This window comes from Allobosea sp. TBD101 (assembly GCF_059817965.1).
Window position 1 is genome coordinate 5,166,158 of the sequence record NZ_CM187543.1, and the last position, 15,453, is coordinate 5,181,610.

Below are 15,453 nucleotides of genomic sequence, written 5' to 3' on the forward strand. Positions count from 1 at the left end.
TCAGAGGCCGATGAGCGGCTCGATCGGGCCCTTGAGCAGGCCGATCTGGAAGAATTTCTCGAGCGCGAAATAGAAGAACGCCGCCGTCACGAAGGCGGTGCCAAGGCTCTGCAGCCAGCCGTAACCACCCTGGAAGCGCATCGCGAAGACGAGATAGAGGATCGTCGCCACATACATGCCGAGCGTCGCGCTCACCACGACGAAGGCGACGAGCGGCAGCAGGAAGGACAGCACCCGCTTGCCGCGCTCGGCGTCGAGGAACGCCTCGGCGAGCACGGCCTTTCCGGAGATGCGTTGACCGAGCGTCACGGCGATCGTGCCGAGGCTCGCCAGCGCGATCAGCGCGCCCGCGTAGAAGGGAAAGGCGCCGGGCTGCGGACCGGACGTATCCCAGCCGATGCCGAATTCGAGCGAGCCCTTCACGATGACGAGCCCGAAGACGAGCGTCAGGATCGCGGTCCCGATCTCGGCCCAGAAGCGGGTGACCATGCAGTGGGTTCCTCCTTGCGGGAGCGGCGGGAAGGCACGGCTGAAAGAAGAAGCGGGTCATCCCGGACGGAGCGAAGCGGAGATCCGGGATCCATGCCTGAGCGTACCCGGTCGAGGTTCCGGCATGGATCCCGGGTCAAGCCCGGGATGACCGCGTGTTTACGAGGTAAATCGGCGTGCGCCGATCCCACCTTACTTCGCGACCCAGCCTTCGTTCTCGAAGACCTTCTTGTTCGCCGCCTCGTCCTTGGCGACGAAATCAGCGAGCTCCTTGCCCTTCATGAACTTGGCGGTCTGGGCAGTGCGCGTCACGAATTCCAGCCATTCCGGGGTCTTGGAGACCTTCTCGAGCAGGCCGGCGTAATAGGTCACGGCATCAGCCGGGACGTCGGCCGGCAGCCAGACGGTACGCGGCATCTGGAAGGTCTCCAGCGGCAGGCCGGCTTCCTTGCAGGTCGGGATATCGCCCCAGCCCTTGCCCTCGAAGACGGGCTCGCCCTTGGCGAGGCGGGCCGGCGAGAAGACGCAGAGCGGCTTCACCTGCCCGGCCTTCCACTGGCCGATATTCTCGTTGGGGTTGTTGGTGTTGGAGTCGATATGGCCGCCGGCGAGCTGCACCGCCGCGGCGCTGCCGCCCTGGAACGGCACGTAGATCCACTTCACGCCGGTGGCGTCCTGGATCATCGAGGTCAGCGTCTGATCAGTGTCCTTCGACTGGCTGCCGCCCATCTTGAAGCCCATCGGCTTGGCCTTGACCGCCTCGAGATAGCTCTTGGCGTCGGCATAGGGCGCATCGCCCTTGACCCAGAGCAGGAACTCGTCGAGCGCCAGCGCTGCGACCGGGGTCAGATCCGAGACCTTGTAGCCGAGCTTGGCGACGTAAGGCAGCAGATAGGCGTTGTTGGTGCCGAAAATGACGCGGTTCGGATCGCCCTTGGCGCCCTTGCCATAGACATAGCCTTCGGCGCCGGAGCCGCCGCCCTTGTTCACCACCACGATCGGCTGCTCGGTGAACTTGTGCTTGGTGATGATCGACTGAATGATGCGGGCGAAATTGTCGGTGCCGCCGCCGGCGCCCGAGGTCACGACGAACTCGATCGGCTTGGTCGGCTCCCAGGCCTGTGCAGCACCGATGCCGCCAAGCGTGAGCGCGCCGGCGAATACAGCCGAAATGGCAATAGTCTTCATGGTTTCTCTCCCTGGGTTCTGATTGCGCGAGGCCGCTCTTGCCGGCGGCTTTGTCAAAAACGTTGAATGTCAGGCGGCGGCGCGGGTCTTGCCCTTTCCGTCCCGGGCCATCTTGATCGCGAGTGCGAGCGCGGCCCGCGTCGCGCCGAGATTGGCGATGCCCTTGCCGGCGATCTCATAGGCCGTGCCATGAGCCGGCGTGCAGATCGGGAAGGGGAAGCCGCCGATCAGGGTGACGCCACGGTCGAAGCCGATCAGCTTCATCGCGATCTGGCCCTGGTCGTGATACATCGTCAGCACGGCGTCGAAATCGCCGTTCTTCGCCCGCAGGAAGACGGTATCCGACGGGAACGGTCCCTCGACCGTGAAGCCCTTGGCCTTCGCCGCCTTCACCGCCGGCTCGATCGTCTCGATCTCGTCGCGGCCGAAATTGCCGCCATCGCCGGCATGCGGATTGATTCCGGCGACCGCGATGCGCGGCGGGTTGAAGCCGGCGGCGCGCAGATTGGCATCGGCCAGCGTCAGCGCCCGCAGAATGCGCTCCTGCGTGATGTTCTGCGCCACTTCCGACAGCGGAATATGCGAGGTGACGCGGGCATTCCAGAGCTTGTCGAGGATATTGAACTCGCTCGCCGCGCCCTCGAAGCCGATCGCGTCGCGCACGAACCGAATCTCGTCGTCATAACCGGGATAGGCGAAGCGCATCGCCGCCTTGTTGAAGGGCGTGAAGAACACCGCATCGGCCTTGCCTGACGCCGCGAATTGCAGCGCGCGGCGGAAATTCTCGGTCGCAGCCTTGCCGCCGGCCAGCGTCGCCGTGCCGCGCTTGAGATCGGCGGGGTCGTGGTTGGCGAGATCGACGAAGACGGGCCGGTCACCGAGCGGCAGCGCGTCGTCGCCCTTCACGACCTGGACCTGCGGATCGACGCCACCGTCCTTGATGCCGAGATCGAGCAGGCGCTTGTCGCCGAAGACGACATAGCGGGCCGCGCCACGCAGATCGGCCTCCGACAGGATGCGGGCCGTCAGTTCGGGGCTGATGCCGGAGGGATCGCCCATCGCCACGGCAATCACCGGCAAGGCGTCATTCGTCCGCTCATTCATGACTGCCACTCCGCTGCCTGTCTGCTCTTCTGGTTCCGTTGGCTAACACAGGCGGCCGATCCACTCAAGTATTCTGTATGCAGCATATCAAAACCGATGTACTCATTCGGCAGGCGTGAGCTGCGGATCGGGCTGCGCCGGAGGAGAGCCGAATGAATTTTCATGCGCATTACGCCGGGATCGCGGAGCCTGTCGAAACCTGCCTCGTCGGCAGCGGCAGCTTCGGGCGCAGCTATCTCGCGCAGTCGCGCCGGACGCGGTTGGTCAATGCGCGCATAGCAGTCGACGTCACGGCCGAAGCCGCCGGCAAGGCTTTCGCTGCGGCTGGTTTCGAGCCTCACGAGATCGCGCTGTGCTCGACCGGGGCCGAGGCAAAGGCCGCGTGGAATGCCGGGCGCTGCGTCGCCGCGTCCAGCCTCGATGTCGTGATGGAACTGCCCTTCGCGCTTCTCGTCGAGGCGACCGGGAGCCCGGAAGCGGCGACCCGGCACAGCCTTGCCGCAATCGATGCGAGCCGCCATGTCGCGCTCGTCTCGAAGGAGGCCGACAGCGTCATCGGACCGGGGCTGGCACGACTCGCTCGCAACAAGGGCGTCGTGGTGACGCCGGTCGACGGCGACCAGCCGAGCCTGCTGATCGCGCTCGCGAGCTGGGCCGAGGTCATCGGACTCGAGATCATCGCCGCCGGCAAGTCGAGCGAGTACGATTTCGTGCTCGATGCCGCGACCGGCGACGTCACCTGCAACGGCGTGACCCGCTCCCTGCCGGCACTGCGCGAGCACTGGCTGCCGGGCTCGCGTTCCGTCGTCGCCACCGCAGCGGAACGCGCGCGAATCCTCGGCGAAGCCTTCCCCTTGAGGGCCGTGCCCGATCTCTGCGAGATGACGCTCGTCGCCAATGCGCTGGATTTCTCGGCCGACGCTGCCGGCTTCCATGCGCCGCCGGCCCGCATCCCGGAACTCGCCGATCTCTTCGCCGAGCGCAGCGAGGGCGGATTGATGGGCGGCACGCGCCGGATCGACGTGTTCCACCATCTGCGGCTAGCGGACGAAGCGAGCTTCGCCGGCGGCGTCTTCATCGTCGTGCGCTGCGACAATGACGAGACCTGGGAGATGCTGGCCGGCAAGGGCCATGTCGTCAGCCGCAGCGGCAAAACTGCCGCGCTCTACCTGCCGCGCCACCTGCTAGGCGTCGAGGTCGCGACCTCGATCCTCGACGCGGCCGGGCTCGGCCGCTCCGGCTATGGCGACGACTACCGACCAAGGCAGGACCTCGTCGCGGTCGCGCAGCGCGACCTCGCCGCCGGGGCGGTGCTCACGATGGGCGGGCACCATCACAGCATCGAGAATGTCGGCGCGGAGGTGAGGCCCGCGGCGGCGCTCGCGACCGAGCGCCCTGCCCCGTTCTATCTGGTCGCCAACCGGACGCTCGTCCGTCCGGTCAGGGCCGGCGAGGCGATCCGCCTCGGCGATGTCGAGATCGCCGCCGATTCCGGCCTGCTGGCGATGCGCCGGCGGCAGGATGCGCTCTTCGCGGCCGACAACGGCGCGTCCGTTTGACAGCGCGGAATCCGCATGCCGTAACGGAGAGGCCGGGAACACGGGAGCAACGATGAGCGAGACGGCGGCCGACTATATCCCGATCACGCGCCGCACCCTCCATGACGAGGTGCTGGAGCGCGTGCGCGACATGATCATCGAAGGGCGGCTCGAACCGGGCCAGCGCATCAACGAGGGCCAGGTCGGCGCCCAGCTCGGCGTCTCGCGGACGCCTTTGCGCGAGGCCATCAAGACGCTCGCCAGCGAGGGGCTCGTCGAGATCCTGCCGGCCAAGGGCGCGATCGTCCGGAAGTTCACGGCGCGCGATCTCGCCGATATCCTCGAGGTCATCAAGAGCCTGGAGCAGCTCGGCGGCCGGATCGCCTGCGCACAAGCCAGCGACGCCACGATCGCGGCGATCCACAAGCTGCATGAGGACATGCTCGCGCTCTATGCGACGCGCGAGCGGCTCGACTATTTCAAACTGAACCAGGCGATCCACAGCGCCATCGTCGCGGCATCCGGCAATGCGGTGCTGGCCGAGATGCACACCACCCTGCAGGCCCGGATCAAGCGCCTGCGCTTCGTCGGCAATGAAGGCCCGGAGAAATGGGCAGGCGCGGTCGCCGAACACGAGGACATGATGGCAGCCCTGCTGAAGCGCGACGGCGACGCCCTCGCCGAGGCGATCGGCCGCCATATGGACACGACGCTGGTGCGGGTCCGCGAGGTGCTCTGAGCGCCCGTCCGGGAACCGCGGGCCCTGCTGGAGCCCATAGACTTTCGAACAAGCTCACGGCGGCCGGCAAAAGCCCCCTCGCTCCAGCCGGAAGCCGTTCCCGCACGACCGTTTACCCTCTCCCCGGAGCTGGCCTTCGCGCCCTCCGAGACAGCTATCCGCGCCCCCGTTCTTTTAATAAGCTGTAGACAAGGCGGCCCGGGGACTTTCGCCCCAGGAGCTTCCGATACAACGGGGCCGTTCACCGCCCGGACAGGGCGGAGAGGCGTTCAAGGAGACATCCATGAAGAAAATTCTTTTGGCGACGCTGTCGGCCTCCGCGCTGATGGCGGCGCAGCCGCTGATGGCCAAGACCCTGGTCTATTGCTCGGAGGGCAGCCCCGAGAACTTCGCGCCGAGCGTCAACACCACCGGCACGTCCTTCGATGCGAACACCCAGATCTATGACACGATCGTCCAGTTCGAGCGGGGCGGCACCAAGGTCCAGCCGGCGCTCGCCGAGAAATGGGATGTCTCTGCCGATGGCCTGACCTACACCTTCCACCTGCGCAAGAACGTCAAGTGGCAGTCCAACAAGAACTTCAAGCCGACCCGCAACTTCAACGCCGACGACATCATCTTCATGATCGAGCGGCAGTGGAAGGAAAGCCACCCGTTCTTCAAGGTGACCAGCTCAAACCACTCCTATTTCAACGACATGGCCATGCCCAAGCTGTTGAAATCGGTCGAGAAGGTCGATGACTACACCGTGAAGATCACGCTGAACCAGCCGGAAGCGCCGTTCCTCGCCGACCTCGCGATGCAGTATGCCAGCGTGCAGTCGAAGGAATATGCCGATGCGATGCTGAAGGCGGGCACGCCGGAGAAGCTCGATCAGGACCCGGTCGGCACCGGCCCGTTCTATCTGGTGCAGTACCAGAAGGACGCGATCATCCGCTACAAGGCCAATCCCGATTACTGGGCCGGCAAGGCCAAGATCGACGACCTGATCTTCGCGATCACGCCGGACGCCTCGGTGCGCTGGGCCAAGCTCCAGAAGGGCGAATGCCATGTCATGCCCTATCCGAACCCGGCCGATCTCGAGGCGATCCGCAAGGACGCGAATGTCGAGATCCTGGAGCAGCCCGGCCTGAACATCGGCTATCTCGCCTACAACACCACCAAGAAGCCCTTCGACGACGTCAAGGTGCGCCGCGCCGTCAACAAGGCGATCAACAAGAAGGCGATCATCGACGCGGTCTACTTGTCGAGCGGCGTCGCGGCGACGAACCCGATCCCGCCGACGATGTGGTCCTATAACGAGACGATCAAGGACGATGCCTTCGATCCGGAAGCGGCCAAGAAGGAGCTGGCCGAGGCCGGCTATCCGAACGGCCTCGAGATCGACCTCTGGGCCATGCCGGTGCAGCGCCCCTACAACCCGAACGCCAAGCGCATCGCCGAGCTGATGCAGGCCGACCTCGCCAAGGTCGGCGTCAAGGCCGAGATCAAGAGCTTCGAATGGGGCGAGTACCGCAAGCGCATGCAGGCGGGCGAGCACCAGACGGGCATGCTCGGCTGGACCGGCGACAACGGCGACCCGGACAACTTCCTGCACACGCTGCTGGGTTGCGACTCGGCCAAGACGAATGGCTCGAACGTCGCCAAGTTCTGCTACCAGCCCTTCGAGGAGCTGGTGGCGAAGGCGAAGACGGTCACCGACCAGGCCGAGCGCGAGAAGCTCTACCGGCAGGCGCAGGTGATCTTCAAGGAGCAGTCGCCGTGGCTCACCATCGCGCATGCCGTGCAGCTCAAGCCGGTCCGCAAGGAGGTGAAGGACTTCAAGCTCTCGCCGTTCGGCCGCCACACCTTCTACGGCGTCGACATCGGCAAGTGAGCCGAATTGCCGGCCGCGCCACGCCCTGGCGCGGCTGATGCATGCCAGACGACGCGGCCCCCGGCGGGGCCGCGTTCCGGGAAGCGGAGACGATGGGGCACGACGCCCCGCGCCCGATCCGCCCTCCCTGCTTCTGCCGAAAGAACCCCGCCCATGTCCGTTCGTGCCCGCTCCCTTGCGCTTACGTTGGGGCTCAGCGCCCTATTGCTGCCCGCCATCGCCAGCGCCCAGGCGCTCGTCGTCTGCTCCGAAGCCAGCCCCGACTTTCTGAATCCGCAGTTCAGCGGCCAGAACACCGCCTATGACGTCGCCGCGCAAATCTATGAGCGGCTGACGGCGACGGAACGCGGCGGCTCGGAGATCATCCCGAGCCTCGCCGAGTCCTGGACGATCTCCGAGGACGCGCTGACCTACACCTTCAAGCTGCGCAAGGGCGTGAAATGGCACGCCAGCAAGAACTTCACGCCGACGCGGGACTTCAACGCCGACGATGTGATCTTCTCGTTCGGACGGATGTTCGACGAGAGCAACCCGTTCTACAAGGTCGGTAGCGGCAATTTCAGCTTCTTCGCCGAGATCGTGAAGCCGAGCTTCAAGGCACTCGAGAAGGTCGACGACTACACGGTCAAGCTGACCCTGAGCAAGCCGAACGCGCCGTTGCTCTCGGCGCTCTCGGTCGAGCCGATGTCGATCCTTTCGGCCGAATATGCCGCGGCCATGCTCAAGGCCGGCACGCCCGAGCAGATCGACTTTGTGCCGATCGGCACCGGGCCGTTCTCGCTGCTCTCATACCAGAAGGACGCCGTGATCCGCTTCAAGGCGGTGCCGGACCACTGGACCAAGGCCGTCGGCAACCGCGACCGCATGGCGCTCGTCAACGACCTGATCTTCGTGATCACGCCCGATGCCGCGGTACGCTTCGCCAAGGTGCGCTCGGGCGAATGCCAGATCGCGCGCTACCCCAATCCCGGCGACCTGCCGGCGATGAAGGCGGAAGCCTCGATCAACCTGCTGCAAGGCACCATCGCCGATGAGAGCTTCCTCGCCTTCAACCAGCAGAAGAAGCCCTTCGGCGACAAGCGGGTGCGCGAGGCCCTGGCCTATGCGACCAACATCCCCGCCATCATCGATGCCGTCTATCAGGGCACCGGCAAGCCCACCGCCGCGGCGGTGCCGCCCTCGCTCTGGTCGCATGACGCCGACCTGAAGCCGCGCCCCTACGATCCCGAGAAGGCCAAGGCCCTGCTCAAGGAAGCCGGCCTCGCGGACGGCTTCGAGACGACGCTCTGGGCCATCCCGGTGGTGCGCGCCTATATGCCGAACGGCCGGCGCGCGGCCGAGCTGATCCAGGCCGACTGGGCCAAGATCGGCGTCAAGGCGACGATCCAGACCTTCGAATGGGGCGAATATCTCAAGCGCGGCCGCGCCGGCGACCACGAGGTCGGCATGTTCGGCTACACCTGGGACTATCCCGATCCGAGCCAGATCCTGCTGACGGGCTGGACCTGCGAGGGTGTGAAGAGCGGCGCCAACCGTGCCCGCTGGTGCAACCAGGAAGCCTCGGACGCGCTCGCCAAGGCCAGCACGATCACCGACCAGGGCGAGCGCGCCAAGCTCTACAAGCGCTTCCAGGAGCTGTTCCACCAGGATGTCGCGGGCCTGCTCTTCGCCAATGCGCAGGCCTTCACGCCGGTGCGCAAGGACGTGAAGGATTACAAGATCCACTTCTTCGGCGGACAGCCCTTCTTCGGCGTCTCCATCGCCAAGTAATCGTCCCACGCTCTCACCGCGGCAGCCTCTCGCTGCCGCGGTCGACTGCCTGCGCGGTCATGCTGGCCGCACAGGGCCTCCCCGGAGTTCCCTCGCCATGCGCATCTATATTTCCGCCGATATCGAAGGCATCGCCGGCGTGGTCACCCGCGACCAGACCCTGGTGGAGGGCTTCGAATACCAGGCAGCGCGCGTCTGGATGACCGACAGCGTCACCGCCGCCGCTCGCGCCGCCTATGACAGCGGCGCCAGCGAGGTCGTCATCGCCGACAGCCATGGCCGGGCGCAGAACCTGCTGCTGGAGCGGCTGCCACGCGACGTCCAGCTCGTGCGCGCCCATCCGCGGCCGCTCTCGATGATGCAGGGCGTCGAAGCCGGCGCCTATGACGGCGCGCTCTTCATCGGCTACCACACGGGCTCGACCAATCCCGAAGGTGTGCTGGCCCATACCTTCCGCGGCGCCACGTTGCGGGAAGTGCGGGTCAACGGCGTTGCCGTACCGGAGGCCGGCATCAACGCCGCCATCGCCGGGCATTTCGACGTGCCGGTCCTGCTCGTCAGCGGCGACGACGCCACGATCGCCGAGACCAAGGGCTTCCTGCCCGATATCGAGGGCGTGACGGTGAAATGGGCACATAGCCGCCAATCCGCGCGCACGCTGATGCCGGAAGCCTCCTACGAGCTGATCGCGGACGGCGTGAAACGCGCCATCGCGCGGCGGGCTTCGATCAAGCCCTACCGGATCGCCGGGCCGATCACGCTCGAGGTCGGTTTCCTGTTCCGCCAGCCGGTCGAATATCTCGTGATGCTGAAACTCGTGGAGCGGGTGGATGCCTTCACGATCCGCTATGTCGCGGACGATATCCTTGATCTCCAGCGCTTTTTGGTGTTTGCGCTGGGCTACAGCTCGACATTGCAATAAATCCAAACGACCTGCCGGCGTGCGACGAACGCTTTCACGCCGGCCAAAAACATCGGCAGAACCATGCTGCGCTTCATCTTCACCCGGCTGAGCCTGGTCATCCCGACCTTCATCGGCATCACGCTGCTGGCCTTCTTCCTCGTGCGCCTCGTCCCCGGCGATCCGATCGAGACCATGGCCGGCGAACGCGGCATCGACGCCGCCCGCCATGCCCAGCTCCTGACCGAATACGGCCTCGACCGACCGCTGCTCGTCCAGTACGGCAAATATATCGAGCGCGTCGTGCAAGGCGATCTCGGCAAGTCGATCGTCACACGAGAGAACGTCCTGACCGAGTTCGGCCAGCTCTTCCCGGCGACGATCGAGCTCGCGCTCTGCGCCATCCTGATCGCGCTGCTCGTCGGCCTTCCGGCCGGCATCATCGCCGCGGTGAAGCGAAACTCGATCTTCGACCATGGCGTGATGGGCATCTCGCTCACCGGCTATTCGATGCCGATCTTCTGGTGGGGTCTGCTGCTGATCCTGCTGTTCTCGGTGCAGCTCGGCATCACGCCGGTCTCGGGCCGGATCGCGGTGCAGTATTTCATCGAGCCGGTCACCGGCTTCCTCACCATCGACAGCCTTCTGGCCGGGGACATCGACGCCTTCTGGTCGGCGCTGTCGCATCTCGTCCTGCCTGCGATCGTGCTCGGCACCGTGCCGCTCGCGGTCATCGCCCGGATGACCCGCTCGGCGATGCTGGAAGTGCTGGGCGAGGACTACATCCGCACCGCCCGCGCCAAGGGCATGGCGCCGATCCGAGTCGTCGCGCTGCATGCCCTTCGCAACGCGCTGATCCCGATCGTCACCGTCATCGGCCTGCAGGTCGGCGCGCTCTTCACCGGCGCGATCCTGACCGAGACGATCTTCTCCTGGCCCGGCGTCGGCAAATGGCTGATCGAGGCGATCAGCCGGCGCGACTATCCGGTCCTGCAAGGCGGCACATTGCTGCTCGGCGTCGTGGTGATGAGCGTCAACCTCTTCGTCGACCTGCTCTACGGCCTGATCAACCCGCGCATCAGGCACGCGAAATGACCCGCCATTCCTCCCTTCGCTCCCATTGGAGCCTCGCCGCATGAGCACCGAAACCCTGCAAGCTCCGGCCGTCGCGCCGAGCGTCGCCCCGCCCCATCCGCTGCGCGAGTTCTGGACCTATTTCAGCGCCAATCGCGGCGCCGTCGCCGGCCTCGTCGTCATCGTCCTGGTGCTGCTCTGCGCGCTGTTCGCGCCGTGGATCGCGCCGCATGACCCGAACCTGACCAACAACACGGTCTTCCTGAAGCCGCCGTTCTGGCAGGAAGGCGGCTCGCTTTCCTATCCGCTCGGCACCGACGCGATCGGCCGCGACATCCTCTCGCGCCTGCTCTTCGGCGCGCGGCTCTCGCTGGTGATCGGCATCGCCGTCGTCGCGCTCGCGATCGTCGTCGGCATCGTGCTCGGGCTGATCGCCGGCTATTTCAAGGGCCTCGCCGATATCGCGATCATGCGCCTGATGGACATCCTGATGACGATGCCGAGCCTTCTGCTCGCCATCGTCATCGTCGCGATTCTCGGCCCCGGCCTGATGAACGCGATGCTTGCGGTGGCCATCGTGGTGCTGCCGCACTATGTCCGCATCACCCGCGCCGCCGTCATCGCCGAGGCGAGCAAGGACTATGTCGTCGCCGCCCAGGTCTCGGGCGCGCAGACGATCCGCCTGATGTTCTCCGAGATCCTCCCGAACTGCGCCGCGCCGCTGATCGTGCAGGCGACGCTCGGCGTCTCCACCGCGATCCTCGATGCCGCCGCGCTCGGCTTCCTCGGGTTGGGCGCCCAGCCTCCGACACCGGAATGGGGCACGATGCTCGCCGATGCGCGCGAATTCGTACTGCGCGCCTGGTGGGTCGTCACCTTCCCGGGCCTCGCCATCCTCATCACCGTGCTCGCCTTCAACCTTCTCGGTGACGGCCTGCGCGATGCGCTCGACCCCAAGCTGAAGCGCTGATCCCATGCCCCTTCTCGAAATCGAAAACCTCAGCGTCGAATTCCCGACCTCCCAGGGAACACTGCGCGCCGTCGACCGCATCGACCTCACCCTCGACGAGGGCGAGGTTCTCGGCGTGGTCGGCGAATCCGGCTCCGGCAAGAGCGTGACCATGCTCGCGCTGATGGGTCTGGTCGGCTATCCCGGCCGCGTCCGCGCCGACAAGCTGCGCTTCGACGGCCGCGACCTCCTGACCATGTCCGCGCGCGAGCGCCGCCAGCTCACCGGCAAGGACGTGGCGATGATCTTCCAGGAGCCGAGCACCAGCCTGAACCCTTGCTTCACCATCGGCTTCCAGTTGGCCGAGACCCTCAGGAAGCACGAGGGCATGGACCGCAAGGCCGCGAAGCACCGGGCGATCGAGCTTTTGGAGCAGGTCGGCATCCCGGCCGCCGAGAGCCGCCTCAAGGCTTTCCCGCACCAGCTCTCCGGCGGCATGAACCAGCGCGTGATGATCGCGATGGCGATCGCCTGCAATCCACGCCTGCTGATCGCCGACGAGCCGACCACCGCGCTCGACGTCACCATCCAGGCGCAGATCCTCGAATTGCTGATGTCGCTCCAGCGCGAGCGCAACATGGCGCTCGTTCTCATCACCCACAACATGGGCGTCGTCGCCGAGACCGCGCAGCGCATCATGGTGATGTATGCCGGGCAGATCATGGAGGAGCGCAAGGTCGACGCGCTCTTCGCCAACCCGCAGCATCCCTATTCCCAAGCCCTGCTCGCGGCCCTGCCGGAGCGCAGCGAGCATGCGACGCGGCTGGCGACCATTCCCGGCATGGTGCCCGGCCTGAACGACCGGCCAAAGGGCTGCCTGTTCAGCCCGCGTTGCGCCTATGCGACCGAGCACTCGCGCAATATCCAGCCTGAGCTGCGCAACTGGGCGGACGGGCGCGTGCGCTGTCACTACCCGCTCGGCGATCCCCAGCGCGATGCCGCGCGCGCCCGCGACGAAGCCGGCCAGGCGAAGGAGGCCGCGCGATGACCAACCCCGTGATCGAAGCGCGCGAGCTGACGCAGATCTACCCGGTCAAGCAGGGTCTCTTCCGCGCCCCGGCGCAGTTGCAGGCGGTGAACAAGGTCTCCTTCGCGGTCGAGGCCGGGCGCACGCTCGCCGTTGTCGGCGAGTCCGGCTGCGGAAAGTCGACGCTCGCCCGAATGGCGACGCTGATCGAGACGCCGACGTCGGGCGCCCTGACGCTGGACGGGCTCGATGCCGTCTCGCCGCCGGCCGGCGAGCGGCGGCGGCTGCGCCGCACGGTGCAGTTCGTCTTCCAGAACCCCTATGGATCGCTCAACCCGCGCAAGAAGGTCGGGACGATCCTGGAGGAACCGCTCAAGATCAACACCGACCTTTCGCCTGCCGAGCGCACCGAGAAGGCGCGCGCGATGATGGCCAAGGTCGGCCTGCGCCCCGAGCATTACGCCCGCTATCCGCACATGTTCTCGGGCGGGCAGCGCCAGCGCATCGCGATCGCGCGCGCGCTGATCCTCTCGCCCAAGGTCGTGGTGGCGGACGAGCCGGTCTCGGCCTTGGACATCTCGATCCAGGCGCAGGTGCTGAACCTGCTGGCGGACCTGCAGGACGAGCTGAAGCTCGCCTATCTCTTCATCTCGCATGACCTCAGCGTCGTCCGCCACATCGCCCATGACGTGATGGTGATGTATCTCGGCAATGCCATCGAGCACGGGCCGAAGGAGCGCATCTACGCGCGGCCGCTCCACCCCTATACCCAGGCGCTGCTCGCCTCGACGCCGCGTGTCGATGCCGGCAAGCGCGAGCGCATCATCCTGCGCGGCGAACTGCCCTCCCCACTCAACCCGCCGAAGGGCTGCGTGTTCTCGACCCGCTGCCCGCATGTGACCGATCGCTGCCGCGTCGAGCGCCCGGAGAAGCGCGAGATCGACGGCCGGAAAGTCGCCTGCCACTACGCCGAGGATTTTCTCGCTAAGGCGGCCTGACCTGTTGGAAACACGGCTTGAGCCAGGCGGAGCCCGGAACCGTATTCCAGGATTCGCCTGAGCTCAGACCGAAGCGCCGATCGCGCGGCGGACGGCAATGGCGATATCCGGCCGGTCGGTCGTGAAGGCGGTGACGCCATCCGCGAAGGCCTTCCGGATCGCCGGCTCGTCATGGGCGCCGTAATAGCCCAGCTTCACAGCCTCGCTGCGGCAGATCTCGCCATCGCCATCGCGAGCCTGCGCGATGCGGATCGCAATCTCCGGTACGCCGGCCGCGCTCACCTCACGGCATAACCCGCGCAGGTCTCGCATGGGCACAGCCAGCAGCTTGTCGGCGATGAGCCAGATCGTCGGCACCGTCGGCGCAAGGCGCAGGAGTTCCGTCAGCGTCGGCAGATCGAAGGAGGTGAAGGTCGTGCGGTCGAGCAGGCGCCGCTCCTGCAATCGCGCCACGACCTGCGCCTCGATCCCCGAATAGCGCTCGCCATCTTGCCGCGTCTTCAGCTCGATGCGCAGCCTGATGCCGCTCGGCTCAAGGATGTCCAGAACCTCGTCGAAACTCGGGATGGTCTCGCCGTCGGCCCCGATCAGCTCCACGGCTCGCAGCCCGCTCCAGTCCATGTCACCGACAGCGCCTTCGCCTGACGCCGTCCGGCCGAGCAGGGAATCGTGATGAACCACCAGCACGCCGTCGCGGCTGCGATGGATATCGAATTCGATGAAATCCACGGGGAGAACCGCGGAATTGCGGAAGGCGAGGCGGCTGTTCTCGGGCCAGATTTTGGCGCCTCCGCGATGCGAGGCGATGTCCGTCATATCTCTGTAACCAAAAGGGGGAGATGTCTGCTTATGCAACATAAATTGCGGATGAGCGAGTCTGCAATTTAACTTGCAGATCACCGCAATACTCCATTACCTTGCCTGCCATGGGAGAGACGATGAACCTGACGGAGATCATCGCGGCGCGCCGGGACGAGCTGACAGAGTCAGACCGTCGGCTGGTCGAGGTTCTCCTGGCCAATCGCACGGCGGGCAGCTTCCTGCCGTCGCACAAGGTCGCCGAGCAGGCTGGCGTGCACGCCTCGACCGCCGGCCGCCTCGCCCGCAAGCTCGGCTTCGCCTCCTATCGCGAGATGCGCGGCGCCTTGCAGGATACCGTCGTCGCCGACCTCGACGCGTCCGTCCGGGTGCGACGCCGGCTCGACCGGGTGCAGGGCGATTCCTTGCTGGGCTCCGTCGTCGAGGGCGAAATCCGCGCGCTCGGCGCGCTTGTCAGCCAAATCTCGGATGCGGAGATCGTCACTGCGGCCGACATGCTGCGGCAGGCCGGGCGCATCCTCGTCGCCGGCGAGGGCCATGCCAGCAGCCTCGCGGAATTGTTCGCGCGGCGCCTCGTCCGCTCCGGCTATCGCGCCACGGTCATCGCCCATGCCGACTGGCAGGCGGCCGACCAGTTGCTCGGCCTTGCCGCCGGCGATGTCGTCATCGCTCTGATCTTCCGCCATGAAAGCCCGGCGATGACACGCCTGATCGCCTGCGCCCGGGAGATCGGCGCCAGGACGCTGCTGATCACCGACCGGCGCACCGGTGTGCCGGCCTGCGACCTTCAGCTCGTCGCCGCCCGAGGCGAGCAGGGCGAATTCCATTCGCTGACCGTGCCGATGGCGATCTGCAACACGCTGATCCTGGAGCTGTCGCGCACCGATGACGGCCGCTCGCTGGAAACGCTGGCGAAGGTCGAGACCCTGCAACGCCTGTTTCGCGGCAAGCCCGGCTAGGGCCGCCGCAAAGACGGGCGAC

Annotated in this window: 14 protein-coding genes; 10 read left to right on the plus strand and 4 right to left on the minus strand. The window is 66.2% G+C overall.

Annotated elements, in window-relative coordinates; all coding sequences use genetic code 11:
* The 3 genes from AC6RIC_RS25065 to AC6RIC_RS25075 all read right to left on the minus strand — a co-directional run bounded on the left by AC6RIC_RS25065 (window position 1) and on the right by AC6RIC_RS25075 (window position 2,781).
* Entirely contained in the window at window positions 1-489 is a 489-nt protein-coding gene (locus AC6RIC_RS25065; protein WP_499734386.1) for a tripartite tricarboxylate transporter TctB family protein, read from the minus strand.
* Between the two features lie 192 nt (window positions 490-681).
* Window positions 682-1,677: a Bug family tripartite tricarboxylate transporter substrate binding protein gene (locus AC6RIC_RS25070; protein ID WP_454658662.1), complete on the minus strand. Its 996-nt coding sequence runs from the start codon at window positions 1,675-1,677 to the stop codon at window positions 682-684.
* Between the two features lie 69 nt (window positions 1,678-1,746).
* On the minus strand, window positions 1,747-2,781 hold the full coding sequence (locus tag AC6RIC_RS25075; protein ID WP_499734387.1) for a 4-hydroxythreonine-4-phosphate dehydrogenase PdxA: 1,035 nt from the start codon (window positions 2,779-2,781) through the stop codon (window positions 1,747-1,749).
* Window positions 2,782-2,933: 152 nt separating this feature from the next.
* Here AC6RIC_RS25075 and AC6RIC_RS25080 point away from each other — a divergent pair, with 152 nt between their 5' ends.
* From AC6RIC_RS25080 to AC6RIC_RS25120, 9 genes are all read left to right on the plus strand, one after another.
* Window positions 2,934-4,340, plus strand: a complete 1,407-nt coding sequence (locus AC6RIC_RS25080; protein ID WP_499734388.1) for a flagellar biosynthesis protein FlgA — start codon at window positions 2,934-2,936, stop codon at window positions 4,338-4,340.
* A 52-nt stretch (window positions 4,341-4,392) separates the two neighbouring features.
* Window positions 4,393-5,058: a GntR family transcriptional regulator gene (locus tag AC6RIC_RS25085; RefSeq protein ID WP_454658665.1), complete on the plus strand. Its 666-nt coding sequence runs from the start codon at window positions 4,393-4,395 to the stop codon at window positions 5,056-5,058.
* 283 nt (window positions 5,059-5,341) lie between these two features.
* The gene (locus AC6RIC_RS25090) at window positions 5,342-6,934 is read left to right on the plus strand and encodes an ABC transporter substrate-binding protein (protein WP_499734389.1); all 1,593 of its coding nucleotides are present in this window, start codon (window positions 5,342-5,344) and stop codon (window positions 6,932-6,934) included.
* 153 nt (window positions 6,935-7,087) lie between these two features.
* Entirely contained in the window at window positions 7,088-8,704 is a 1,617-nt protein-coding gene (locus AC6RIC_RS25095) for an ABC transporter substrate-binding protein (RefSeq protein WP_499734390.1), read from the plus strand.
* A gap of 97 nt (window positions 8,705-8,801) precedes the next feature.
* Entirely contained in the window at window positions 8,802-9,626 is an 825-nt protein-coding gene (locus tag AC6RIC_RS25100) for a M55 family metallopeptidase (RefSeq protein ID WP_499734391.1), read from the plus strand.
* A gap of 63 nt (window positions 9,627-9,689) precedes the next feature.
* A complete protein-coding gene (locus AC6RIC_RS25105) occupies window positions 9,690-10,700 on the plus strand; it encodes an ABC transporter permease subunit (RefSeq protein WP_499734392.1) in 1,011 nt (336 codons plus the stop codon).
* 40 nt (window positions 10,701-10,740) lie between these two features.
* The gene (locus AC6RIC_RS25110; protein ID WP_499734393.1) at window positions 10,741-11,649 is read left to right on the plus strand and encodes an ABC transporter permease subunit; all 909 of its coding nucleotides are present in this window, start codon (window positions 10,741-10,743) and stop codon (window positions 11,647-11,649) included.
* A 4-nt stretch (window positions 11,650-11,653) separates the two neighbouring features.
* A complete protein-coding gene (locus tag AC6RIC_RS25115; protein WP_454658671.1) occupies window positions 11,654-12,676 on the plus strand; it encodes an ABC transporter ATP-binding protein in 1,023 nt (340 codons plus the stop codon).
* A complete protein-coding gene (locus AC6RIC_RS25120) occupies window positions 12,673-13,653 on the plus strand; it encodes a peptide ABC transporter ATP-binding protein (protein ID WP_499734394.1) in 981 nt (326 codons plus the stop codon). The genes AC6RIC_RS25115 and AC6RIC_RS25120 overlap by 4 nt, the downstream gene beginning before the upstream one ends.
* A 63-nt stretch (window positions 13,654-13,716) precedes the next feature.
* Here AC6RIC_RS25120 and AC6RIC_RS25125 read toward each other — a convergent pair whose 3' ends face one another.
* Window positions 13,717-14,469: a glycerophosphodiester phosphodiesterase family protein gene (locus AC6RIC_RS25125; protein WP_499734395.1), complete on the minus strand. Its 753-nt coding sequence runs from the start codon at window positions 14,467-14,469 to the stop codon at window positions 13,717-13,719.
* A gap of 122 nt (window positions 14,470-14,591) precedes the next feature.
* Here AC6RIC_RS25125 and AC6RIC_RS25130 point away from each other — a divergent pair, with 122 nt between their 5' ends.
* Entirely contained in the window at window positions 14,592-15,431 is an 840-nt protein-coding gene (locus tag AC6RIC_RS25130; RefSeq protein WP_499734396.1) for a MurR/RpiR family transcriptional regulator, read from the plus strand.
* The last annotated feature ends 22 nt before the right edge of the window (window positions 15,432-15,453 follow it).

What these genes read in the sequence shown, in the direction of transcription:
- AC6RIC_RS25065 (WP_499734386.1), bottom strand. Translation starts at nt 489, where the DNA reads ATGGTCACCCGCTTCTGGGCCGAGATCGGGACCGCGATCCTGACGCTC.
- AC6RIC_RS25070 (WP_454658662.1), bottom strand. Translation starts at nt 1,677, where the DNA reads ATGAAGACTATTGCCATTTCGGCTGTATTCGCCGGCGCGCTCACGCTT.
- AC6RIC_RS25075 (WP_499734387.1), bottom strand. Translation starts at nt 2,781, where the DNA reads ATGAATGAGCGGACGAATGACGCCTTGCCGGTGATTGCCGTGGCGATG.
- AC6RIC_RS25080 (WP_499734388.1), top strand. Translation starts at nt 2,934, where the DNA reads ATGAATTTTCATGCGCATTACGCCGGGATCGCGGAGCCTGTCGAAACC.
- AC6RIC_RS25085 (WP_454658665.1), top strand. Translation starts at nt 4,393, where the DNA reads ATGAGCGAGACGGCGGCCGACTATATCCCGATCACGCGCCGCACCCTC.
- AC6RIC_RS25090 (WP_499734389.1), top strand. Translation starts at nt 5,342, where the DNA reads ATGAAGAAAATTCTTTTGGCGACGCTGTCGGCCTCCGCGCTGATGGCG.
- AC6RIC_RS25095 (WP_499734390.1), top strand. Translation starts at nt 7,088, where the DNA reads ATGTCCGTTCGTGCCCGCTCCCTTGCGCTTACGTTGGGGCTCAGCGCC.
- AC6RIC_RS25100 (WP_499734391.1), top strand. Translation starts at nt 8,802, where the DNA reads ATGCGCATCTATATTTCCGCCGATATCGAAGGCATCGCCGGCGTGGTC.
- AC6RIC_RS25105 (WP_499734392.1), top strand. Translation starts at nt 9,690, where the DNA reads ATGCTGCGCTTCATCTTCACCCGGCTGAGCCTGGTCATCCCGACCTTC.
- AC6RIC_RS25110 (WP_499734393.1), top strand. Translation starts at nt 10,741, where the DNA reads ATGAGCACCGAAACCCTGCAAGCTCCGGCCGTCGCGCCGAGCGTCGCC.
- AC6RIC_RS25115 (WP_454658671.1), top strand. Translation starts at nt 11,654, where the DNA reads ATGCCCCTTCTCGAAATCGAAAACCTCAGCGTCGAATTCCCGACCTCC.
- AC6RIC_RS25120 (WP_499734394.1), top strand. Translation starts at nt 12,673, where the DNA reads ATGACCAACCCCGTGATCGAAGCGCGCGAGCTGACGCAGATCTACCCG.
- AC6RIC_RS25125 (WP_499734395.1), bottom strand. Translation starts at nt 14,469, where the DNA reads ATGACGGACATCGCCTCGCATCGCGGAGGCGCCAAAATCTGGCCCGAG.
- AC6RIC_RS25130 (WP_499734396.1), top strand. Translation starts at nt 14,592, where the DNA reads ATGAACCTGACGGAGATCATCGCGGCGCGCCGGGACGAGCTGACAGAG.